The organism is Finegoldia sp. BIOML-A2 (assembly GCF_009678315.1).
GTDB classification, from domain to species: domain Bacteria; phylum Bacillota; class Clostridia; order Tissierellales; family Peptoniphilaceae; genus Finegoldia; species Finegoldia magna.
This window is the reverse complement of the sequence record NZ_WKZE01000003.1, coordinates 81,394-104,270: the sequence shown is the minus strand read 5'-3', so window position 1 is coordinate 104,270 and position 22,877 is coordinate 81,394. Positions and strand designations below refer to the sequence as shown.

Sequence of the window (22,877 nt, the reverse complement as noted above, 5' to 3'; positions counted from 1 at the left end):
CAAACCAAAAAACACAGCCTGTCACTAATAGTGATAAGCTGTGTTTTGTTTTCTATTGAATACGAAAAGTATAGCATGAGCTAGAATAATTCCACACACTACATCTATAATGCTATGTTGTTTTACAAGCATTGTGCTTATGCAAATTCCCACATCCCACAATAATAATAAAACCTTCGATTTTCCTTTATTTTTCAATATTCTTCGAAACTGATTGTCAATTATCACGGTTGTAGATACGTGAATGCTTGGACACACGTTATTTGGTGGGTCTATCTTGTGAATTCCCTTTATTATCCACGCACAAATATCATTTCCAGTGATATCAGTTACTCTGATGTCAAGTGCTGTAGGATATATCATATAAATTATCAGTGATATGAACATCACAGAAAACATCGGGATAATTATGTTGTACATATTATCGTATGATTTTCTCTTTAAAAGGTAGACAAATGGTATCACTAGCATCAGAAACCACGATGAGTACATAAGTATCGCTGGTTTATAAAAAGGAATGTAGTCGTCTAGTTTCGAATATACTATGTGATAATTTCTATTGGGTATTTTTTCCATTGCAAAAAACCACACCAAATACACTGCGTAGACTTCTAGTATGAATTTGAGTGGGTTTTTGTCATAAATTCGTTTAATGTTTTTCATTTTAATAAAAGTTTCTTCTTTGATATCCTCTTGTAATCGCTATGATTGGCTTGTAGTCAGTGATTTGCGATAGGATTTTGCCTTTCACAATATCGACTATTTGCTTGTCTTCCATTTTCTCATCTATATCTACTCTTATGTCGAATATCATCTCGTCGCCTTCTTTTTTCGGACAAATCCTAAAATCGTTCAATATCCAATCTTCGTTGACATCGTCGATGATTTTCTCGACAATTTCGTGCAAGTTTTGAACTTTCGGATTGTTTACTGCCAACGGATCCATGTGAATCGTCGAATACACGCCCTTTTTTTCTATCAAATCTCTCTCGATTTGGTCTGCCAACGAGTGAAGTTTGATGAATTCTTCGGAGCTGTTCACTTCGACATCCACAGTTATGAAGATGTGACCTGGGCCGTAATCGTGAACTCTCAAATCGTGTGCACCGTAAATACCGTCATAAGATGTGATGAAATCAGTGATTTCACGCTCGAATTTTCTAGATGCACCCGTTCCCAAAAGTTTGTCCACAGTGTCAGTTATCATTTCAAATCCGTTTTTGATGATGATAACACCACCCAAAAGTCCGATGTATGCGTCGATATTAAGTCCTGTCAACTTGAACACTACAACAGATATAAGTACGATTGATGTGGATATACAGTCGCTTTTTGAATCCACAGATGTTGCCATCAACAAATCAGAGTCGATTTTCTTGGAAATTTTGTAGTAGAATTTGCTAAGCCAAAACTTCGCCACAATCGCTACGATTAGAACGATCAACGAGTAAATGTTGAATGTGATGACTTCCGGATGAATAATCTTCTTAAATGATGCAACGACCAATTTCACCCCGATGTAAATGACCAAAATCGTAATCAATGACGAGAAGATGTACTCCAATCGTGAATGACCGTACGGATGTTTTTCATCGGCGGGTTTCGTGCTCATACTAAAGCTTAGAACCATCAGAATAATACTGAAACAATCCGATAAATTGTTGATAGCATCAGCCATTATCGCTATGGAATTAGTGAGTAATCCTATTATTAGTTTAGTAGAAAACAAAAATAAGTTAATGAACAATCCCACAGCGCTGCTCAAATTCCCGTATGATCTACGCGTAGTGAAGCTTTGCGTGTCCTCGTAATTTTTAACAAATTTTTGAATCAAAAAATCTATCATAAAATCCTTCCTTAAAATGTAATTATTTTATTATTATATCAGAGTTTATATCAAATGTTCACAATTAACAAAATATTTACAATCTTACTGTTTCTTTTAGAATAATCAACTTATCCCCAACATTAAGCGTAACATTGCCCGAAGGAACGATGATTTCGCCGTTCTTTGATTGAATCATAACCACAAGTTCAGAATCAATCATGTCGATATCCTTTAACTTCTTGCCATTCCAGTTGTTTTTGTCGCTGATTGTGATTTCAACCAAACCGTAACCTGTCGGATCAAAATAAGATTTGCCGCCAATTATAACAGTGTCATCTGCACAAATCACAGTATCACCACGTGGAACTACAAGTTTGTTATCTCTTATAATTTTTGCAACAATTATATCGAAGTGAAGCCCAATCTCACTAACCTTTTTTCCTACAAGTTCACTGTGCTCATTTATTTTCGTTTCGATAAAACCAACATCGCTTTTAGTGCTGTAGTAGTTGAAAGTTTTAAGCACAGTATCGTCAGGGTCAATCATATCGGTTTTCCTACAAATAATCGGGAAAAGGGATCCTTGAATTAAACAAGACAACAGACAAATCACGAAAATTATGTGGAACAAATCCACAGATAACTTTGCGTTACTATTTATAACCATAATCGCAAACGCAATCGCAGCCGCACCTCTGAAACCCGCCGCAGAAATTACAATAAGTTGATTCTTCTTGTAGCCAAAAGGTTTCAAAAGCAGTATACTTGCCAATGGTCTTGCAATAATTGTGATAAAAACCATCACCAAAAAAGCCACAGGAACAGCCTTCACGATGCTTTTAGGATCTGCCAAAAGTCCCAGCAAAAAGAACAAACCAATCTGCATTATTCCCGAAAAACCATCGAAGAAGAACACAATCTCTTTCTTCCTATAATATTCCAAATTCCCAATCATAATTCCCAGTACATACACTGACAAGAACGCATTTCCTCCCAAATTCTTGCTAATCGCAAAAGTTAAAAGTGCGCAGGAAATAATCAGAACAGTGAATAAACCATCTTGTGAGAAATCTATCTTGAAAATCAATTTTTCGGTCAATTTCGCCATCAAAAATCCTACCAACAGCCCAATTCCAACTTGAAGCAAAATAAGTTTGAACACAGAAGTCTTAGACCCCATCAAAATAGACAAGAAAATCATAGTCATAGTGTAAGCTGTCGGGTCGTTAGAACCACTTTCGATTTCAAGCATTGATGCAGTGGAGTATTTAAGGTTCAAATTCTTGCTTCGTAAAATAGAACTCACCGAAGCAAAATCCGTGGAACCTACGACAGAACCCAAAAGCATGGATTCCACGAAACTGATTTTAAGTACAAAATAACAAAAAGCTCCCGTAAGAACAGACGTTAACACAACACCTGCACTTGCCATGATAACTCCCTGCGTTGTCACTGGTTTTGCCATTTGCAAATTCGTACCAAAACCACCGTAAAACATAATAATCAAAAGCGCAACGCTTGAAAATTCGTCCACAAACCTGTAATTATTGAAATCTTTTGCGAAAAAATTAAACGATATTCCTAAAATAATAAACAATAGAAACGACGGAATACCATATCTATTTGAAAATTTAACAGCCAAAAGCGCCAACAAAAGCACAACTGCCACGATTAAAATATACATAAATCCTCCTTGGGAAATCGATGAATAAATTAATAACTAAATGTCAATTAACTATAGTATATCATAATCGTAAATTGATTATTTGTATAAAAAATCTATTAATTGTATGCCACTTATAGAAAATGACACAAATTTACCCTGAAAACAGCCCATTTATAAATTATTTCAATAAATAAAACTCAAATTTTCCAAAATTTTACGATATAATAAGTATATAGAATATTTTAGGAGGGATTACATAATGAAGAAATTCATTAAAGCTTTGACATTGTTTGCCATGATTTTAGTATTGGCAACTGGTTGCCAAAAAGCTGCTCCTGGAGCTGATAACAAAGGTCCTGGAACTGCAAAAGATGGTAACGAACAAAAAATTGAAACTGCAAGTATGAAACTTGTAAATGCTGTCAACAAGGGTGGATATGAACTTGTATCTACAGAAGATTTGAATTCATGGATTGACCAAAAGAAAGACATGGTTATAGTGGATACTATGCCAGCTAAATCTTTTGACAAAAACAGAATTCCTGGCGCTGTAAATGCTGAATTGCCTATGAAAGCAGACGAATTAAAACCAGAACAAAAAGAAGCTTTCTTGAAAGCTTTGGGAGATGACAAAAATAAAACTGTTGTTGTATACTGTGGTTTTGTTGGTTGTGCTAGAAGTGATGTCGGCGCAATTATCGCAAAAGAAGCTGGATTTACAAATGTATATCGTCACCCAGGCGGAATTGTTGCTTGGGTGGATGCAGGATATAAAATCGAAGGTTCTGCAGCAAAATAAGATATTTAATTGGGCAATACTTCATGTATTGCCTAATTTTATGTAAAAATATATAAAGGGGGATGTTTTTTGAAAAAAGCATTAAAAATTTTACTTTTATTGGTATTTGTGGTTAGCTTGTCAGCATGTGCTAAGAATAACACACAAGAAACTACTGAAACTAAGAAGGAAGAAACTGCAAAGGAAGAAACTAATAAAGTAGAAGTAAAGAAAGACGAAGAAAAGAAGGAAGAAAACTTCGCAGAAAGAAAAGGAACTTTGACAACAAATGTTGATTTGTCAAAATACGATAAAGGCAAATCTGTAAAATTGTGGTTACCAATTCCACAAGATTCAGAATACCAAAAGATTTCTAACGTTAAGGTGGATTTGGATGAAGCTCACGCTAAACAACAACAAACTACTGACAAGTTAGGTAATAAGATGCTTTATGTTGAATGGGACAATGAAGCAACTGATCGTAAGGTTTCACTATCATTTGATGCTGAACGTAAGGAAATCAAAAGAGGAGAACTTACTGAAAAAGAAGACCAAGCTAAAAAAGACGAACTTAAAGAATTCTTACAACCAAACAGCATGATGCCTGTTGATGGTAAAGTAAAAGAACTTGCCGACAAAATCACTGAAGGTAAGACTACTGATTTGGACAAAGTAAAAGCAATTTACGATTGGACTATCGCTAATATGAACCGTGACGAATCTGTAAAAGGTTGCGGTACTGGTGAAGTTGAAAAATTATTGGATATGCCACAAGGTAAATGTACTGACATTCACTCAGTTTTCGTAGCTTTGTGTAGAGCAAGTGGTGTTCCTGCACGTGAAATCTTCGGTGTAAGAATGAGCAAAAAAGCATCTGATGATGAAACTAAAGGTCAACACTGCTGGTCTGAATTCTACCTTCAAGGTCAAGGTTGGGTTAAGGCAGATCCAGGCGATGTTTTGAAAGCTGTTTTGAAACAAAAACTAGACAAATCTGATGAAAAAACAAAAGAACTTGCTGATTATTATTGGGGCGGAATGGATTCACTTCGTGTAGCATTAACTACAGGTCGTGATCTTACTCTTGAACCAAAACAAGACGACAAACCACTTAATAACTTCGGTTATCCATACGCTGAAGTAGAAGGCAAAGCACTTGATTACTACAATCCAGCAGATTTTGAATATAACATCAAATTTGAAGAAGCAAAATAAGCATTAAAAAAGAGTAGACAACATTGTCTACTCTTTTGTTGTTTTTAGTTGAACTCATAGTATCCCATAGGGTCTAGTATTCCGTTGTTGTCACGTGAAAACCAAATACAAGCGTAGTCACCATTAATAGCTACACCCATATTAGCTAGTCCTGTCAAACCATCTTCAACTAGTTCTGGGGCTGGATCTTTCCAACCATTTTGAGATAAGATTACATCGTTATGTCCTGGAGAGTTTTGCCATAATTCTAATGCATATTGAGGTATAGATGTCCCTGCAGCTATTTCATATCCAGATTGGTTATAACCAGCAATTTCTTTAGGTTTATTCCACATTAGGGGACTATATTCATGATCTCTAGTATAAATTACTGGAGTCCAGTTACCTTTATTAGACCATGAGTGCATATTTCCTTCTATTCCTCTAGCATCGAATGGAGGGTTGTGCCAATCAAAATTCATATTTAAGTCGTTGATATGAGTTCTAGCGACTTTCATCAATGATTTACTAACTTTTAGTCTTTTTTTACCATGTTGTTGTCTGTAATCATTTACAAGTTTGATTAACTCTTTTTCTTTTGCTGATAATTCTGGGGCATCAACGTCTAATAATTTATCTTCAGCAGGTTTTTCTGGCTCTGTTGGTTTTTCCTCTGGTTTTGGTTCTGCTGGTTTTCTATTTGGCTTTTCATTTGGCTTTTCATTTGGCTTTTCTTCAGTAGGTTTAGTTTTACCTTCAGTTGATTTGCCAAATGTAGGTATTTCTACTTGAGATTTACCACCTATTACAACGTAATCTTTGTTCTTAAATATGTTCATAACATATTTTGAATGGTTTGTTCTTTTTGTCAAGATAATACTTCTGTTTTCTCTTTGAGAGAATGGAGAAGCTAATAAGTTATCTGCAAATTGTTCACCGTTTACAATAGTGTATTTAGGGTTTTTAACTAGGTCGGCTAATCTTTCAGATGTTTCATATCTATCATAGCCACTAACTCTACTAACGTCCGCATTAGTGTAAGATTGTAACTCGTTTTCAACTTTTGGACTAACTGATGCTTTACCACCTATGATAAATATTTTTTTTATACCTTTGTTATTCTTTAAGTAATTTTTCAAACCGTTAGGTACTTTGTTTTTTTGAGTTAATGCTACATCAGCGCGAATTTTTTTGGATATTGATGATGTTACCAAAGCATCTGCAAATTGTTCACCACTAACTACTATTAACTTTTCGGTATTAGTCAAACCTTTTGCGTTTGTATCGTATCTATTAGCTCCATCAACTCTTTTAATGTCAAGACCTGATAATTGATTTTCAACAGTTTTGCTAACAGATCCTTCACCACCAACTATTACAACTTTTTTATGTTTGTTTAGAATAGTGTATAAAGTTTTACCATCCATTCTATCTTTTGCTGTGAAATAGATTGGGCTGTGAGCTGCCGCTACTTTTGTTGCAGTGATTGCGTCTGGGAATTTTTGATAATTCATTACTACGGCTGTATCACTTTTTGTTAATTTCGCTAATTCAACAGCTGTGTCAAATCTAGATTGACCTGAGATTCTGTGTTCACTACTAGCTAAAACATTTGCTGGTGCCAACATAGACATTGCCAATGTTAAAGCTAAAACCGATTTCAAGATTTTCTTGTTCATACTTTTTTTCTCCTTTTTTATTTTTCTAGGTTAATATTATTATATACTAAAATTCATCTGTTATAATAACCTTTTTGCTACGGCTTTTAACAAGCATACACATTCACTTAGTGAAATGTAATTGACTTATAATTCTTACTATATTGCAATTATATGATGTATATTAATTATACCCCATCTAACATATTTAGATAACATTAGTTCATTTGTTCTTGCACCCACTTAACTAAAAAAATTAAAAAGTATAAACTTTTATTTTTCTAGGAGTGTGCATAGATAGGAAATTAGTAAAATGAGTAATAAAAAAAAGACCTATTCTTAATGGCCTGTAAAAACCAATTGCTTTAGAAAGGCTTGAAACAGCCACATTCTATGTTGTTAAATTGTATCATTTATGCTACAGTTTTTTCTAAGACTCTCACTATACTTATTTGGTCAGCATAATAGTCTTCTTTTAATTGATTTTGTATATATTCTTTTATTTTCTTTTCATTTCTTCCCACCGTATCTACATAATATCCTCTGCACCAAAAGTGTCTGTTTCCATATTTATATTTTAAGTTGGCATGTCTATCGAATATTATCAGCGAGCTTTTTCCTTTTAAATATCCCATTATTTGTGATATTGAATATTTTGGTGGTATTTCTACAAGCATGTGTACATGGTCTGGACATAGTTCTGCTTCTATTATTTTTATTCCTTTTCTTGAACACAATTCTCGAAGTATGCTGCCTATAGCTTTTCTTAGTTGTCTGTATATTACTTATCTTCTATATTTTGGTGCAAAGACTATATGGTATTTGCATCTCCACTTTATATATGATAAACTTTCTTATCAAAGTTTTAACCTCCTTGTTTAGTTGTGCATATGATTATCACAATTATACTTTAAGGAGGTTTTCTTGGTGCTTGAAGCTAAAGCTAAATTCCTCCACCTGCATAGCAGGTGGATTTTTGTTTCGCTCTCTTTCGTTCGCTCAACTCACTTAAGTGGACATAAAAAAATGTACCAAGTTTAATTAAACGTCTAAACTTGGTACATTTTGTTTGTTAATAAAAATATTATTCTAAAACTTTCACCTGGTGCATTCTTGGAGCATCCATTGGTAGGCTGACATCAGATTGCCAATGACCATCACTAGGAGCGAAACTTATTGTAATTCTCTTACCCTTATAAGACATCATATCCTTAGGCAGACTTATAAGATTAGCGCTTCTTGTAAAATTTCCTCCACCTCCACCTGATTGCAAAGTGAAATCCATAGGCTTATCTAAGATAAGGACTGTGTAATTTTCGCCCATGTCTGGAAACATTTCCGGATGTTGGTTCTGGTAAGCAATCATTTCATCATGGTTAAAAACTTTTACTTTTCCTGTAGCAACCATATTTCCGGCATCACGTTCGGCCTTGATTTTACCTTCTAAAGACCCGGCTGTATTTTCCTTGCTTTCTTCTTTTTTATCCTTTGCTTGGTTTAAGAATTTTATATATTCGCCATCTTTAATGCTGGCCAAGTCATTAATCTTATCCCTATCTTCAATCCTAAAAAATTCTATTTCTTTTGAATCATCTGGACCTAGGGCATCAATTTTTCCTTCCCAAATAACTTCTCTACCAAATTTAAGGGCATCATTTGTAATTGATGTGGTAATTTTCTCTTGTTCACCTTCTCCGGTGCCTGACATGAATGTTGTATAAATTAGGGCGTCATAATCAGCATTTTGTGAGAGCCTTCCCCTAAAACCACCAGCAGCTGCTACACCTATAGTTAGTAACTCATCAGTAATATATTCCCCAGTAAAATCATCATTGGCTGTGAATAGCTTTAGATAAGATAGGCCATAATCCATATCTTTACCTACTAATAGCCCAGGATAATCAGATTTATCTGTCTTTACGAGGGCATAAGAATAAGTATATTTACCTTCTTCAACATCAGAAAATTCATAAGAGTCTATATTATCTAATATCTTATTATATAAGTGTGATAATTTTTGATTATTTTCATTAGATTTCTTATCTTCTTTTTTCTTGTCTTCTTTATCGGTCGCCACTTCAACACGATTGGTTTTTGCACCATCTTCTGAGCTTTTATCTGTTTTAACTGAACAAGCAGTAAGAGTAAATGACAAAGAAAGGCTAAGACTAATTAATCCTACTAATTTTCTATTCATATTTTTCCCCTTTATTAAATTTGGTTTTATTTTTTTAACAAAGAACCAAGGAAACTCCTTGTACTATTAGCCTCATTTGAAATTGTATTTCTGATATTACGGGACTCATTTTGGATTACTTGAGTTTGGTTCCTTAGTTCATTTAGGTTAGCTAAGTTTACATAGAGGTTTTGTTCCGCAATTATATTATTCGCTCTCTGCTCTTGTATAATTTCGTTTTGTGCATCAATCATCCTCTCCCTATACAAATATTCTTCAAAAGAATTAATCACTTCCTTAATATTATCAGCCCTATATGTTTTCAAGGCTTGGTAAAAATAGTAGGTTGCATAAGTATAGGCATATTGCATTGGAAATTCTGGGAACATATTATTCCATTTTTCAACTTCTTTTTCTATCTCAGCATCAAGCTTATTAGCCTCTTCTTCTAAATAGGCATTGTTTTCTAAAATCTCTTGGTTAATCTTATTTATGGCAACTTTCTGCCTTTTTAAAGCCTTTATTATTGGATAGATAACTAGGCTGAAAATCATTATACTTAAAAGTGAAGTTAAAAATGCTTTTTCTGACATATTTGGTAAAATTTTTGGTATTATTGAAAAAAAGATAACACCAAGTATTATATAAGTAAGACAGCCATCTTTTAGCCAATTTTTAAAACCACCAAAAATTCCCTTAAAATTATCAAATAAAGAGTAACCTCCTGCAAATCCTAGGGTCGTAGCTGCATTATTCAAAAAACTATCCAAATCTGTTGCATAAGAGTGGCCTGTTCTGTTAGCATACTTTTTTGCCACTGCTAAACTTTCCGATATTTGACTTTTTAAAATATCATTTTGCTCGATAGTACTCCTAATTTGCGATTTCAAATTATTGTATTCTTTGGTTAAATCTTCTGCAATTAGAAGCTGGTTGTGAGCACTGGCAAAGTAATCCATGAGCTCTTCACGATTTAATTGACTTAAATTTATCATAAACCCTCCTTTTTTTAATCATAAAATCAAATAATATATACTAATTATATCAAATATAATTTTTTTTACAACAGTAATATAACGAGGAAAAGGATTATTTTATTTCAATTAACTACAGGACGTGATCTTACTCTTGAACCAAAACAAGATGACAACCCACTTAATAACTTCGGTTATCCATACGCAGAAGTAGAAGGAAAAGCTCTTGATTATTACAACCCAGCAGATTTTGAATACAACATCAAATTTGAAGAAGCAAAATAAATTGTAAATTTAAGTAAGAAAATCGGCTCTTAATGAGTCGATTTTTTGTTGATTAAAATAGGGTATAAATCTTATAACTAATTAGTAAAGAAGGAATCGTTGTGGAATTTAAAAATTTAGGCGGAATATCTGTCACTCAAAGAGTAAAATCTGTAGAACAACCCCGTGGTGGATACATAAAACCAAGTGATTTCGAAGAAAATGTGCTTGGAGATTGTGATGAGAGTATTTTCGATTGTATCAATGTTCATGCGAGTTTGATTGGGATGTCGGTAGATTATTTGTCAAGGTTTATGATTAGCAAAGACTTGGTTGAATCTTTTAAGATTTCGATATTTGGTGCGATAAATATAAAAAAAGAAGAAGATGCTGCTATTTTGTTAAATAATGTGACAGGTCTTGATGATACATCGATTTTCAACGCTATTAAATTGACTGGTTTTGATGTTGTGCTTCGAGCAGGTGTTCAAAATTATGTTCCTGTTGAAAGTATTAACCCAAACAAACAATCAATAGCTGCGACAAGAATTTTGGTTGAACGCACGTTGAAGTTTTTCGATATTTACGGCCCTATTGTATCAGACGGTTTTACATTTGAAGGTGGATATACTGATGTGATATCAACTGGTGATGGTGATTATTTGACTAATGATACGTTGTGGGATTTAAAGGTGTTGAAGAACAAATTTAATAAAAATCACACTCTTCAAATATTAATATATTGGAGAATGGGTTTGCGTAGCGATTACGAAACTTTTAAAAATATTAAATATTTGGGGGTTTTTAATCCACGAAAAAACACTGCCTATCGTTTTGATGTTAATAATTTATCAGATGATATAATCAGAGAAGTAGATGAAAAAATAATTGGATACAAGATATAATTACGTAAAAAACCGGTAAATCTTACAAGAGACTTACCGGTTTGTTGATTTAATTTTAGGAAATGATATATGAAATTAAGGTTATCTGTTTAAGTTAGTGAGGATGGCGTTCAGCTTTTCAATGGAGATTTTGATATCTTCTAATCTGGATTCAACTCTGATTAGAAGAAATGCTGTCACTGAAATGGGAAAGCCGACGTTACCGACAAAACTTAAGAATTCGTCCATTGGTTATCCTTATTGTATGTTCATTGGTTTTTTATCTACAGTTATTACATCTGCTGAGACTTTTTTGTTGTAGATATCTTTTTTGCCAGTGAATGTTTTTGCTTCTAAGATTTTGTCCATTATTGTGCTGATTTCTTGTTCAGTTTTCGCACGGTCATAGTTAGTTAAATTGATGGTCATTGTTTCATTTGAATCATTGCCTATTTTGATTTGTAAATATTCTTGCATTTAAATACCTCCTAAAGTTCTGTTTCTTCTACTACATACGCATGTTTTTCATCAGAATCTACTAATGAATTGATTGCATACGCTGCACTTTTCAAATTTTCGTTAGTAACTGTTGATGATAAATTACTGAATGTCTTGGAACTTTTCTTTTGTGTTCCGTTTACATCATTTACTGAAGTGATTTTTAATTTTTTCATTTTCACTCCCCCTTTCATTTATACATACATTCCGGGGAGAATTATTACTATTCTGATTTGAAAAATTTGGGTATAATGTAATTAACACAAGAAAGGTTGTGAAATTTATGAAAAGGTTATTAAAGATTTTACTTACGATTGTAATCGTCTACTTAGTTGTTGGCTGGACTTACAATCATCCAGTTCAATATTTTTGTGGCAAACACAAGCTGTATTCTTTTATGGAAAAGCAAGGAACAAGCAAAGATAATATTTTGAAGATTTCATCGGGATATAATTATAAAAATGGAGATTATGATTTTTATGTGATTTTCAAGGATGATCCATTGGTTGAATATAATTATAGTTATCATTTGACTAGTTTTAGATTGTCTAATTTGCCGCATTTGTTTGAAGATACCAACAAAATCAGTGTTTATATTTACGAATACGCTACTGGAAGTCCAATTGGTAACACTTATTTTAAAAAGGCAAAATACATGAAATACACTGATGGATGGTATTAGGAGGTAAATATGAAAAATAAATTATTCAAATTTATCAAAATAGTGATCTGTATTTTCGTGATTTACAATGTTGTGTGGTGGGTTGTTGATCATCCAATTCAAAACCATTTCGCAAACAAAAAACTCGATCAAGTCCTAGCTTTACAAGGAACCGACAGATCCAACATCAAATCAATAGAACAATATAATTATGCAAGTAAGAACACTACATGTTTTACGATATATTTCAAAGATGATCCCAATACACAATATGAGTATCGTTATTTCTTGTACTCAAATGTTTATTTGAATCCTAGAAAAAATAACTACAACAAGATGTTTTGTTTTGCTTATGATAAAAAATTAGAAAAAGAAAAAAATATGATAGACAATCACAACTACCTTGCAAGAAAGCCGTTTGCTGATTATATTAAGTATCAAAAATGTCTAAACACTTGGAAATAATTCTACACAAAACAAAAGCTCATCTAATAAGATGAGCTTGTTGTTTTTATAAATTGTATTTAGATTGATGTAGTATTATTTCACATTCAATTCTTTTTCTAGTGCTTCGGTGAGAATTTTGGAGAAATTAATGTTTTTGTATTGTCCTAGCATGTTCAAGTGATTCGGAATAGTAAGTGTTTTTTTAGTATTCACAACTTTTACCTTAGAAAATTCGTAAGGTAACCACACGTTGACATAAACGACAAATTCTCCTTCTTTGAGTTCTTTCATTATATCTTCAATCTTAGAAGCTTTCTTGTATTCATCTTCTTCAAGATCATAAAAAATTAATCCAAAAACTTCCTTGATATTTTTCAATGCTTCTTCGATTGTATTCCCTTCGGCATATATTTCTTCGTAATCATAGCATTGAGCAAAATATCCACCATCTTCCTTGCTCATTACAACTGGATACAAAATATCATTTTTCATAATATCACACTCCTAAATTTCGAGAGATAGCGGCTGGTTTACCAACCATCCTGTTTGTATATGCTCTTTAAAGTTTTTGTTGTAAAATCTCCTATGCAATTTAATTTTAGCACGTATAAAACACGTGTCAATATTACGGATTAGTTTTATATTATTTTTTTGCATACAAAATAAACAAGCTCACCTAATAAGATGAGCTTGTTGTTTTTATAAATTGTAGTAGCGCAACCATTGCCGATAGGATGATTGCTACGTTGTAATCCAGTTGGTTTTTTCTATAAATGAAAAAATGGTATAATGTAATCAAATAAGCAGGTGATTTAATGACACAGAAATCTGAAAGTTTACAAATTATGTTCATACTAACACTAATCGGAGGATTCTTGGATAGCTACAGCTACGTAACCCGTGGTGGAGTTTTCGCATTCGCACAAACAGGAAATCTTGTACTACTCTCGATTAATATTTGCTACGGGAATTTGGACAAAATAGTGCGCTACGTTATGCCGATTATTGCATTCATTTTGGGGACAACTTTGGTTAGAATATTTGAGAAAAAGCACAAATACATGAAAATCGTACATTGGAGACAAGTTATAATAGTTTTTGAAGGAATAATCCTCGCATTAGTTGGATTTATCCCAGAAAATTTGAACAAATTAGCATGTCTTCTCATATCATTCGTGTGCGCAATGCAAATCGAAGCGTTTCGAAGATTCAATGGAGTAGATTTAATGACGACAATGTGCACAGGAAATTTGAAAAAAGCAACCGACAGACTCATCGACTACTTCTACACAAAAGATAACAACCTACTCAAAGCATCATTTACGACATATTCTGCAATCTTGATATTCATACTAGGTTGTATAATCGGAACACTAACATCAATTGTCTACTCAACAAAATCAATACTCGTACTTCCTGTCATAATACTCATCGCATTCATCATAATGCACGAAACAGAAAGGAACAAAAAATGAAACAAATGAAAAACCCAAATGAAACAAATGGATACGTAATGCTTTACACAATGCAAGATAAAAGATCACTAGACGTATTAAAAAAAGAAAAAAGATTCATCAACAAATTGGAATACGCAAGTGAACATTTGGGAGACATCTATGAGTTTTTCAGAGAAAAATACACCTATTTTGTCAAACAAGCAGAACAAATCGTCTCAAAACCTGATGATGTAAAACTACCGATTTGGTGCTCAGTCAGTAACAAAAACTGCATGAAACCAGACGAAAACTCCGTAGCGTATTGCCTCAAAGTACCCTCAGAAAAAATCGTCTATCTAGATGGAGCAAAATGGGACTACGTCCTCAACAACCACTACGTACCATTAAATGAAGACGATTTGAAACAATACTACAAATATTTAAAAGATAACAAAATGCCCAACCCGTTTCTAATAGGCTCCGAAGACTATAGATATTTGTATCCTGAAGAATATAAAAAAATATATCAAAGCTACAAACGAATCTTCGACATCGATGAATGGAACATCTTCGCAGTCCAAGGAAACATCTGGGAAATCACAGAAGACATGATAGTCAAAGTATACTACCATGACGACCCAATAGATATATCAGAAGAAAATTTAATAGATTATTTGTAAAAATCTTAGACAATTAAATCTAAGATTTTTTTTGTTGATAAAATAAAAAAGCAGTTAAGCCTTATTGCTAAGAATATCATACGGAGAAAATTCAAGTTGTTTCAAATCGAAGAAACCCGGCTAAAATTTGACCGCCGAACGTAGTGAGCTTCAAATTTTAGGGTTTCGAGATTTAGAAATCACAAATTTTCGTAGTCTAGATATTCGTGCAATATGCTTAATCTGCGTGAATTTACCTATCTAAGCAATAAATATTCAAACAACAAACTTCTTCTACACAAAATCCCCCATTTCAAAACCAAGTATGTTGATAAATTACAAAAAGTAGATTACCAAAATTACATACAGATTTTCCCCATCAAATTCAACAGATTTCATCAAAAAATACCTAGTAGATTATTACAAGTAATTTTGGTTTTCTACACATCTTTATTCTTCCCTATAAAGTATTTTAATAAGCAACAAAAAAGCAGTTAAGCCTTATTGCTAAGAATATCATACGGAGAAAATTTTGTTGATTACAAATCGAAGAAACCCGGCCAAAATTTGACCGCCGAACGAAGTGAGCTTCAAATTTTAGGGTTTCGAGATTTAGAAATAACAAATTTTCGTAGTCTAGATATTCGTGCAATATGCTTAACTGCGTGAGTTTACCTATGTTAGCAAAGCAATCGTGCTTGATGATTTTTTGTTTTACACACTGAAACTACATTTGTAGATAAACAAAAAAAACAGCTAAGCATATGTGCAATATGCTTAACTGCGTGAGTTTTCCTATCTAAGTAAATCAATAACTTACTTCTTTTCTCTTTTTTTAAAAAACACAAAAAATGCACCAGTAATTATTATTAAACAAGCGATGCTTATTAAAATATGCTCGTTGTCTATGCCTGCTTTTGGCAAAGTTTGTGTACTAGCCAACATTTTCATTATGTTACTTTCTTTTTGACCGTAGCTTATGTCATATCCAATATGCATCAGAAATGTCATCACTACTACCACATATATCGTTAATTTCTTTTTCATATTCTCCCCCCATTACCCTCACACTTATTATATATTTTATATTATTATTTTTCAATATAAAATATTTTTTTAACTAGCACATTTTTGTAGGGTCGACGTATTCGTCAAATTCTTCTTCTGTTAGAATTTCCAAATCAAGGGAAGCTTGTTTAAGTGTTGTGTTGTTTTTGTGTGCGTATTTTGCGATTGTACTAGCTTTGTCGTAGCCAATTTTGGTGTTAAGGGCAGTGACTAGCATCAACGAATTGTTCAAATAATAATCGATGACTTCTCTGTTTGCTTTGAGTCCTCTTAGACAATTATCTGTAAAAGATTTTGTAGCATCTTTTATTAGTCTTACTGATTGCAACGCGTTATAAATAATCACAGGCATATACACGTTTAGTTCGTAATTTCCTTGGCTTGCTGCGACTTGAATTGTCGTGTTGTTGCCCATTATTTGTACACAAACCATAGTCAATGCTTCTGCTTGTGTTGGATTTACTTTGCCAGGCATGATTGATGAGCCCGGTTCATTTGCTGGAATTGATAATTCTCCGATTCCACACCTTGGACCACTTGCCAAAAATCTCACATCATTTGCAATTTTCATCAAATTATTAGCAAGGGCTGTGATTGCTCCATGAGTATAGCTTATTGCATCTTTTGATGTAAGTGCGTGGAATTTGTTTTCTGCAGTGACGAATTCTCCTTTTGTTTGGGCATTTATTTCATCTACTACCATTTGGTCGAATCCTTTAACTGCGTTGAGTCCTGTTCCAACGGCTGTAGCTCCAATTGCAAGTTCGTTTAACGCTTTGCTTGCTTCAATGATGTGTTGTTTGCCTTTTCTAATCATGAAAAGCCATCCCGATATTTCTTGTGACAATCTTAGAGGCACTGCATCTTGTAAATGTGTACGTCCGATTTTGATGATATCTTTATTTTCTTCCATCAATTTTTCGAAGACTTTTTCAGTGTTTTCTAATTCTTCGATTAGTTCTGAATCAATCATATGTTTAAGTGCAATGTGGATTGCAGATGGAAATGTATCGTTGGAGCTTTGGGATTTGTTCACATCATCGTTCGGATGAATGATGTTCTCCCCAATCTTTTGGTTTGCGATGTGTGCGATGACTTCGTTCACATTCATGTTGGATTGCGTTCCAGATCCAGTTTGCCACACAGCTAGTGGAAATTCGCTGTCATGTTTGTGATCCAAGATTTCATCACATGCACCCACAATCAAATCCTTCTTTTCGTCTGTAAGTTTTCCCAATTTGTTATTAGAAATCGCACACGCTTTTTTTAATCTTGTGAGCGCTTTGATGACTTCAAGTGGCATTTTTTCTGTTCCAATTTTAAAATTGTTGAAACTTCTTTGAGTTTGTGCTCCCCACAAAACATCGTCACTTACTTCGATTTCACCGATAGAATCCTTTTCAATTCTCATTTTTTTCCTCCAATTATAATTCAAAATTTATTTGCTCTCTATTATTAATCAAACTTTTGTATCCCAAATAAAGCGACAAGAAACTTGCAATGTTAACGCTCGCGCAGATGGCTATCATCACAGATATCTGATAAATTATTGCAGTGTTTGGGCTAACTCCGGATAGGATTTGTCCTGTCATCATTCCAGGAAGACTTATAATTCCCATAGCAATCATGCTGTTCAAATTCGGTAGTATCGCCATTTCTACGGATCGATTGACAATAGGAATGAGTGCTGTGTCTGCACTTACTCCCAAATTAATTAACGTTGTGATTTTATTTTTGTTTAGTTTCAGATTTTCGTTTAAGTAATTTACTCCCAAATTCACAGCCGTCATCGTGTTTCCGAAAAGCATCCCAGAAATTGGAATCGCATATTGTGCATCGAAGATAGGTTTTCTGATTACAAATCCTACGTAGAAGCACTCCACAAGTAATCCTGAAAATAATATGCTAAATCCTATAATCGCTTTGAATTTGTCAGATAAATGATTTCCTTTGAAAACTTTTAAACTGCTGAATGCCGCCATTATCAATATGTAAATTATTACAAATAAATTGTTGTTCGAATTTATCACATAAGTTAGAATGAACCCTGCGATTATAAGTTGTACAGTCATACGAACACTTGCTACAACTAGCATTTTTGTTTTGTTGATACGACATTTCTTCATTACGAATAACACAACTAACAAAAGCAAATAAATCAGAACGAACCTAGTCCATGGTATTTTAATTATTCCCATTTTATTCTCCCAAATCGATTATTTTATCTGCAAATTCGTCGACTAATTGTCTAGCGTGACTCACAACTACAAGTGTAATGTCGTTGTGTTTGCAATAATCCACGATATTTTTCATCATATCAAATGCAGTCTTATTGTCCAACGCACTTGTCGGCTCATCCAATAACAAAACCTCAGGATCTAAGCTAAGAGCAATAGCCAAGAATACCCTTTGCTTTTCTCCTCCGGAAAGTTTCTCAACATTGAGGTTCAAATCGACATCGAAATTAGTGATTTTCAAAAACTTCGTGATTTCTTCGTCAGTTAATTCTTCTAAATCGCGTAGCTTGTAAAACTCATGGAAATTCTCTCTTATAGTCATATCAAACAAGAAATTTTCCTGGGAAGTCATTATGATGTTTCTTCTCAATTCAACAGGTTTGATATTCAAAATATTTTTATCTTTGTAGAAAATTCTGCCCGATTTCATTTGTAATGTGTTGTTGATAAGTTTGAGAAGAGTGGATTTGCCACTTCCACTCTTACCCACAACGAAAACTACTTCGTTTTTATCTATAGCAAAATCATCGTACTCTTTGATGAATTTAATATTTTCAAATCTCAAAATTTCCATTTAAAATTCCAGCTGTTCCTTGAGTGACGCCTTGAATTTTTTGAGAATTTTCTTCTCCATTCTGCTGACAGTCATTTGGGAAATATCCAATTCCTCTGCAATCACGATTTGTGTTTTCTTATCAAAATATCTTCCAAGAAGAATTTTCTTTTCAACTTCGTTCAAATCCTCCATGCATCTGTTGATCAAATCCCTGTTTTCAAACTTCAGCATGTCCTTGTCTTCTTCTCCAATCAAATCGCTAAGATTAGTGTCCCTGTCATCACTTGATTGATCGATCGATTGATCCAATGATTGTGGAGCATACACCTTCGCCCCTTCCAACACTTCCAAAACTTCTTCGTTGGATATCGACAAGTAATCTGCGATGTCTTCAACTGTTGGAGATTTTTGCATGGTTTGTGCAAGGTGAATCTTGGCGTTGGCAACTTTTTTGTTGAGTTCCTGAATTCTGCGTGGAACTCTGATGACCCAGCCTTTGTCTCTGAAATATTTCTTGATTTCTCCGACTATTGTAGGAGTTGCATAGGAGGAGAATTCGTAGCCTTTTGATGGATCGTAGCGGTCAATCGCATAGATCAGTCCGATACATGCGACTTGGTACAAATCATCGTATTCGATTCCCCTTCCTGTGTATTTTTTAGCTAATATTTCAGCGATATACAGGTTTTTTTCAACGAGAGTATCCCTTGTTTTCTTGTCTCGTGTTTCTTGGAATTTCAAGAATAATTCTTTAATATTCTCCTGTTCTTCTTTACTAATTGATTTATTCGCCATAATATTATTTCCTATTCTTGATTACTTTTATCTCACTTCCATTGATTTCGTATTCATCCATTAAAGATTGGATAATCATTTCCGATATTTTATCCTTTTCGTTGTTTTCACGTGGATTAAATCCGTCTAATTTGAAGATTAGTGTTAAAGATTCATCGTCAATAGTCATTGTACAGTCGATGATTTTGGATCTGTTTCTTTGTAAATTCAAACATTCACTCGCGCACAATTTGATATCTTCAATATCGTCTACTGAAAATCCACACTTCATCGCAATGAAAGATGCTGAAAGTCTTATAAGAGATACATTTTCTTTTTCATTTTGAAAACTTAATCTGAATTCTTCCATTATATCTCCTTTATTACGAAAATCTTGTCCATTTCTGTTATCGTGAACACTTTATTGACGTGTTTTTTGATATTGTCGATGTAGATTTTGTGGTTATTGTCTCTTAGTTCGTTGTACACTTTTATCAAAGCACCAAGTCCTGTTGAATCTATAAATGAAAGATCTGTCGCATCAATTCTGATGTCATTTGGATTTTTCTTGTATTCTTCCAATAAATCATCTCTGAATTCGTCGCAAGTGTTAATGTCCAAATCACCTTGGATTCTTACAATTATTTCGTCTTTTGTGACTATATCGTAGTTTAATTGCATAATTTTCTCCTTATTCTTCAAAATACTTAGCTACAGCTACTATCGCATCTTCGCCCTTATCTGTATTTTTCAATAATACACCAGATGTTGATCTTGAAAGTGTAGATATTCCTTCCGCTTTAATTCTGATAACCTCAGCTTTTTTGCTAATCAAAAGTATCTCATCTTCGTTTTTCAATGCCTTAGCACACGCTACATCTCCTGTTTTCTTGGCGATTTTGTAAGTTCTGATTCCCTTTCCACCTCTGTTTTGTGTAGTGTAGTTGGATAATTCAGTCTTCTTACCGTAACCATTTTCACTGATAACTGCCAAGAATTCATTGTCTTTTACCAAATCAAATGAAATAACTTCATCGTCTTTGTTAAGCGTTATAGCCTTTACTCCGATAGCATTTCTGGATAAATCTCTCAATTGATCCACATTAAATTGCAAACTCATTCCTTTTTTAGTGACGATAATTACATTTTCATTTTTTTCGACAAGTTTTACATCGATTAGCTCGTCACCTTCGTCAAATTTGATAGCTATGATACCAGTTTTTCTAATATTTTCGTACAAATCCAACGAAGTCTTCTTCACTTTACCATTTTTAGTGATAAATATTATAAATTGGTCGTCTTCTTTGTCCTTATCCAATGCCAATACTTGTGTAACACTTTCATCGGCATCGATTTGGATTAGGTTAATGATGTTGGATCCTCTAGCAGTACGGCTTGCTTCTGGCACTTCGTAAGCTTTTAGTGAGTAAACTTTTCCTTTATTAGTGAAGAACAACAAATCTTGATGAGTTGTAGTTGCGAACATATCTTTGATGAAATCTCCATCTTTCATTCCCATTGCATTAACACCACGTCCACCTCTGTGTTGAACTTTGTATGCATCGGTTGAAATTCGTTTAATGTAGCCTTTGTTAGTGATAGTAATAAACATGTCTTCTTCTTCTAGAAGTTCCATATCTTCAAAATCACCGTCATCTCTTAGAATTTTAGTTCTTCTGTCGTCTGAATATTTTGTTTTAATTTCTGTCAATTCGTCTTTGATGATTTCTAATAACATGTGTCTGTTATTCAAAATTTCTGTCAATTGTTCAATCAATGCGCTCAATTCGTCAAATTCATTTTGTAGTTTTTCTTTTTCCAAACCTTGCAATCTTTTAAGTCTCATATCCAAAATTGCTTGGGCTTGAATTTCTGAAAAACCAAATCTTTGCATCAATTTTTCAAGCGCATCATCGTAACTTGTTCTGATAATGTGAATAATTTCATCGATATTGTCGATTGCTTTCAACAATCCTTCAACTATGTGAATTCTCGCCTTCGCCTTGTTCAAATCAAATTGCGTTCTTCTTCTAACGACTATTTCTTGGTGAACAAGATAATGGTCGATTAGTTGTTTCAATGTCAAAACTTTTGGAACGCCATTTACAAGTGCAAGGTTAATTATCCCGAATGTAGTTTGCATTTGAGTGTATTTGTACAAGTTATTAAGCACGATATTTGGATTGGCATCTCTTTTTGTTTCGATGACAATTCTCATACCTTTTCTGTCCGATTCATCTCTCAAATCACTGATACCTTCTAATTTCTTTTGTTTTACAAGGTCTGCGATTTTTTTGATTAAGTTGGATTTGTTAACTTGGTAAGGAATTTCTGTGACGATTATTTTGTATCTTCCCTTTGATTCCTCAATCCTAGCTTCTGCTCTTAGTTTGACTTTTCCACGTCCTGTTGTGTATGCATTTTTGACTTCTTCAAGTCCCATGATGTTTCCACCCGTTGGAAAATCAGGAGCCTTGATGTGTTTCATCAATTCTTCTATTGTAATATTTGGATTGTCGATTGATGCGATTAATGCATCTATAGTTTCACCTAAGTTGTGTGGAGCCATATTTGTCGCCATACCAACGGCGATACCACTGGATCCATTTACGATTAAGTTAGGAAATCTGGATGGAAGTACAACTGGTTCTTGTTCTTCACCGTCGTAGTTGTCTTGGAAATCAACAGTATCTTTGTTGATGTCACGCAACATTTCAAGTGATAGTTTTGCCATACGTAACTCCGTATAACGAGGTGCGGCAGCTCCGTCACCGTCGATAGAACCGAAGTTACCTTGACCATCTACAAGTGGATATCTCATGTTGAAATCTTGTGCAAGTCTTACAACTGCATCGTAGATTGCGCTGTCACCATGAGGGTGATACTTACCCATTACTTCCCCTACAAGTCTTGCGGACTTGGAGTATTTTCTATCTGGGAACAACCCTTGTTGTTGCATTCCGTAAATTATACGTCTGTGAACAGGTTTTAGCCCGTCTCTTACATCTGGAAGTGCACGTGATACAATTACACTCATAGAATAATCCAAATATGCACTTTCCATTTCTTTTTTCAAATCAGCTGGTTTTATATTGAGTTTTCTTTCTGTCATATTATTC

General features: G+C 33.8%; 25 protein-coding genes and 1 pseudogene. 7 read left to right on the top strand and 19 right to left on the bottom strand.

Features of this window, described 5'->3' with window-relative positions:
• Window positions 1-24: 24 nt before the first annotated feature.
• The 3 genes from GKF99_RS04610 to GKF99_RS04600 all read right to left on the bottom strand — a co-directional run bounded on the left by GKF99_RS04610 (window position 25) and on the right by GKF99_RS04600 (window position 3,512).
• Window positions 25-663, bottom strand: coding sequence for a phosphatase PAP2 family protein (locus tag GKF99_RS04610; protein WP_154272760.1), 639 nt, complete (start codon window positions 661-663; stop codon window positions 25-27).
• Window position 664: 1 nt separating this feature from the next.
• A complete protein-coding gene (locus tag GKF99_RS04605) occupies window positions 665-1,846 on the bottom strand; it encodes a cation diffusion facilitator family transporter (protein ID WP_154272759.1) in 1,182 nt (393 codons plus the stop codon).
• A 76-nt stretch (window positions 1,847-1,922) separates the two neighbouring features.
• Window positions 1,923-3,512: a potassium/proton antiporter gene (locus GKF99_RS04600; RefSeq protein WP_154272758.1), complete on the bottom strand. Its 1,590-nt coding sequence runs from the start codon at window positions 3,510-3,512 to the stop codon at window positions 1,923-1,925.
• Between the two features lie 241 nt (window positions 3,513-3,753).
• Between GKF99_RS04600 and GKF99_RS04595 the strand changes: the two genes are divergently transcribed.
• Window positions 3,754-4,293: a rhodanese-like domain-containing protein gene (locus GKF99_RS04595; RefSeq protein ID WP_154272757.1), complete on the top strand. Its 540-nt coding sequence runs from the start codon at window positions 3,754-3,756 to the stop codon at window positions 4,291-4,293.
• Window positions 4,294-4,362: 69 nt separating this feature from the next.
• Window positions 4,363-5,487, top strand: coding sequence for a transglutaminase domain-containing protein (locus GKF99_RS04590; protein WP_154272756.1), 1,125 nt, complete (start codon window positions 4,363-4,365; stop codon window positions 5,485-5,487).
• Between the two features lie 44 nt (window positions 5,488-5,531).
• Here the strand turns inward: GKF99_RS04590 and GKF99_RS04585 are convergent, their stop codons facing one another.
• The 4 genes and pseudogenes from GKF99_RS04585 to GKF99_RS04570 form a co-directional block, all read right to left on the bottom strand.
• Complete coding sequence (locus tag GKF99_RS04585; protein WP_154272755.1) at window positions 5,532-7,145, bottom strand: cell wall-binding repeat-containing protein; 1,614 nt, start codon at window positions 7,143-7,145, stop codon at window positions 5,532-5,534.
• A 392-nt stretch (window positions 7,146-7,537) separates the two neighbouring features.
• Window positions 7,538-7,963 (bottom strand): annotated as a pseudogene (tnpA, locus tag GKF99_RS04580) (IS200/IS605 family transposase).
• Window positions 7,964-8,208: 245 nt separating this feature from the next.
• Window positions 8,209-9,321: a hypothetical protein gene (locus GKF99_RS04575; RefSeq protein WP_154272754.1), complete on the bottom strand. Its 1,113-nt coding sequence runs from the start codon at window positions 9,319-9,321 to the stop codon at window positions 8,209-8,211.
• Between the two features lie 26 nt (window positions 9,322-9,347).
• Window positions 9,348-10,295 carry a hypothetical protein gene (locus tag GKF99_RS04570; protein WP_154272753.1) on the bottom strand — a complete coding sequence of 316 codons (948 nt, stop codon included), beginning with the start codon at window positions 10,293-10,295 and terminating at the stop codon, window positions 9,348-9,350.
• A 365-nt stretch (window positions 10,296-10,660) separates the two neighbouring features.
• Here GKF99_RS04570 and GKF99_RS04560 point away from each other — a divergent pair, with 365 nt between their 5' ends.
• A complete protein-coding gene (locus GKF99_RS04560; protein WP_172976421.1) occupies window positions 10,661-11,443 on the top strand; it encodes a hypothetical protein in 783 nt (260 codons plus the stop codon).
• 81 nt (window positions 11,444-11,524) lie between these two features.
• Here the strand turns inward: GKF99_RS04560 and GKF99_RS04555 are convergent, their stop codons facing one another.
• From GKF99_RS04555 to GKF99_RS04545, 3 genes are read right to left on the bottom strand one after another with little or no spacing between them, the layout of a single operon-like run.
• Window positions 11,525-11,671, bottom strand: a complete 147-nt coding sequence (locus GKF99_RS04555; protein ID WP_002835918.1) for a YvrJ family protein — start codon at window positions 11,669-11,671, stop codon at window positions 11,525-11,527.
• Window positions 11,672-11,680: 9 nt separating this feature from the next.
• Window positions 11,681-11,899 (bottom strand): DUF2922 family protein, encoded by a 219-nt coding sequence (locus GKF99_RS04550; protein ID WP_094206589.1) that lies wholly within the window; start codon window positions 11,897-11,899, stop codon window positions 11,681-11,683.
• Between the two features lie 11 nt (window positions 11,900-11,910).
• Window positions 11,911-12,096 carry a hypothetical protein gene (locus GKF99_RS04545; protein ID WP_094206588.1) on the bottom strand — a complete coding sequence of 62 codons (186 nt, stop codon included), beginning with the start codon at window positions 12,094-12,096 and terminating at the stop codon, window positions 11,911-11,913.
• 107 nt (window positions 12,097-12,203) lie between these two features.
• On the opposite strand from GKF99_RS04545, the gene GKF99_RS04540 reads away from it, so the two are divergent.
• Together GKF99_RS04540 and GKF99_RS04535 are read left to right on the top strand one after the other, a co-directional pair.
• A complete protein-coding gene (locus tag GKF99_RS04540) occupies window positions 12,204-12,602 on the top strand; it encodes a DUF3139 domain-containing protein (RefSeq protein WP_154272752.1) in 399 nt (132 codons plus the stop codon).
• Between the two features lie 9 nt (window positions 12,603-12,611).
• Entirely contained in the window at window positions 12,612-13,046 is a 435-nt protein-coding gene (locus GKF99_RS04535; protein WP_154272751.1) for a DUF3139 domain-containing protein, read from the top strand.
• Window positions 13,047-13,121: 75 nt separating this feature from the next.
• Here GKF99_RS04535 and GKF99_RS04530 read toward each other — a convergent pair whose 3' ends face one another.
• Entirely contained in the window at window positions 13,122-13,520 is a 399-nt protein-coding gene (locus tag GKF99_RS04530) for a type II toxin-antitoxin system HicB family antitoxin (protein WP_094206494.1), read from the bottom strand.
• Window positions 13,521-13,843: 323 nt separating this feature from the next.
• Between GKF99_RS04530 and GKF99_RS04525 the strand changes: the two genes are divergently transcribed.
• The gene (locus GKF99_RS04525) at window positions 13,844-14,503 is read left to right on the top strand and encodes a YoaK family protein (RefSeq protein ID WP_154254656.1); all 660 of its coding nucleotides are present in this window, start codon (window positions 13,844-13,846) and stop codon (window positions 14,501-14,503) included.
• A complete protein-coding gene (locus GKF99_RS04520; protein ID WP_154254657.1) occupies window positions 14,500-15,144 on the top strand; it encodes a DUF3841 domain-containing protein in 645 nt (214 codons plus the stop codon). Before GKF99_RS04525 ends, GKF99_RS04520 begins: the two co-directional genes overlap by 4 nt.
• Before the next feature lie 795 nt (window positions 15,145-15,939).
• On the opposite strand, the gene GKF99_RS04515 is transcribed toward GKF99_RS04520, so the two are convergent.
• From GKF99_RS04515 to gyrA, 8 genes are all read right to left on the bottom strand, one after another.
• Entirely contained in the window at window positions 15,940-16,170 is a 231-nt protein-coding gene (locus tag GKF99_RS04515) for an LPXTG cell wall anchor domain-containing protein (RefSeq protein WP_241673568.1), read from the bottom strand.
• 73 nt (window positions 16,171-16,243) lie between these two features.
• Window positions 16,244-17,602 carry a class II fumarate hydratase gene (gene fumC, locus GKF99_RS04510; RefSeq protein WP_154254658.1) on the bottom strand — a complete coding sequence of 453 codons (1,359 nt, stop codon included), beginning with the start codon at window positions 17,600-17,602 and terminating at the stop codon, window positions 16,244-16,246.
• 13 nt (window positions 17,603-17,615) lie between these two features.
• On the bottom strand, window positions 17,616-18,389 hold the full coding sequence (locus GKF99_RS04505; RefSeq protein ID WP_094207876.1) for an ABC transporter permease: 774 nt from the start codon (window positions 18,387-18,389) through the stop codon (window positions 17,616-17,618).
• A gap of 1 nt (window position 18,390) precedes the next feature.
• On the bottom strand, window positions 18,391-19,002 hold the full coding sequence (locus GKF99_RS04500) for an ABC transporter ATP-binding protein (RefSeq protein WP_154254659.1): 612 nt from the start codon (window positions 19,000-19,002) through the stop codon (window positions 18,391-18,393).
• Window positions 19,003-19,779 carry a SigB/SigF/SigG family RNA polymerase sigma factor gene (locus GKF99_RS04495; protein WP_002835933.1) on the bottom strand — a complete coding sequence of 259 codons (777 nt, stop codon included), beginning with the start codon at window positions 19,777-19,779 and terminating at the stop codon, window positions 19,003-19,005. It lies immediately after the preceding gene.
• Between the two features lie 4 nt (window positions 19,780-19,783).
• Entirely contained in the window at window positions 19,784-20,128 is a 345-nt protein-coding gene (locus GKF99_RS04490; protein ID WP_002835934.1) for an ATP-binding protein, read from the bottom strand.
• On the bottom strand, window positions 20,128-20,439 hold the full coding sequence (locus GKF99_RS04485) for an STAS domain-containing protein (protein WP_094204592.1): 312 nt from the start codon (window positions 20,437-20,439) through the stop codon (window positions 20,128-20,130). The genes GKF99_RS04490 and GKF99_RS04485 overlap by 1 nt, the downstream gene beginning before the upstream one ends.
• A gap of 10 nt (window positions 20,440-20,449) precedes the next feature.
• Window positions 20,450-22,870 (bottom strand): DNA gyrase subunit A, encoded by a 2,421-nt coding sequence (gene gyrA, locus GKF99_RS04480; RefSeq protein WP_002835936.1) that lies wholly within the window; start codon window positions 22,868-22,870, stop codon window positions 20,450-20,452.
• Between the last annotated feature and the right edge of the window lie 7 nt (window positions 22,871-22,877).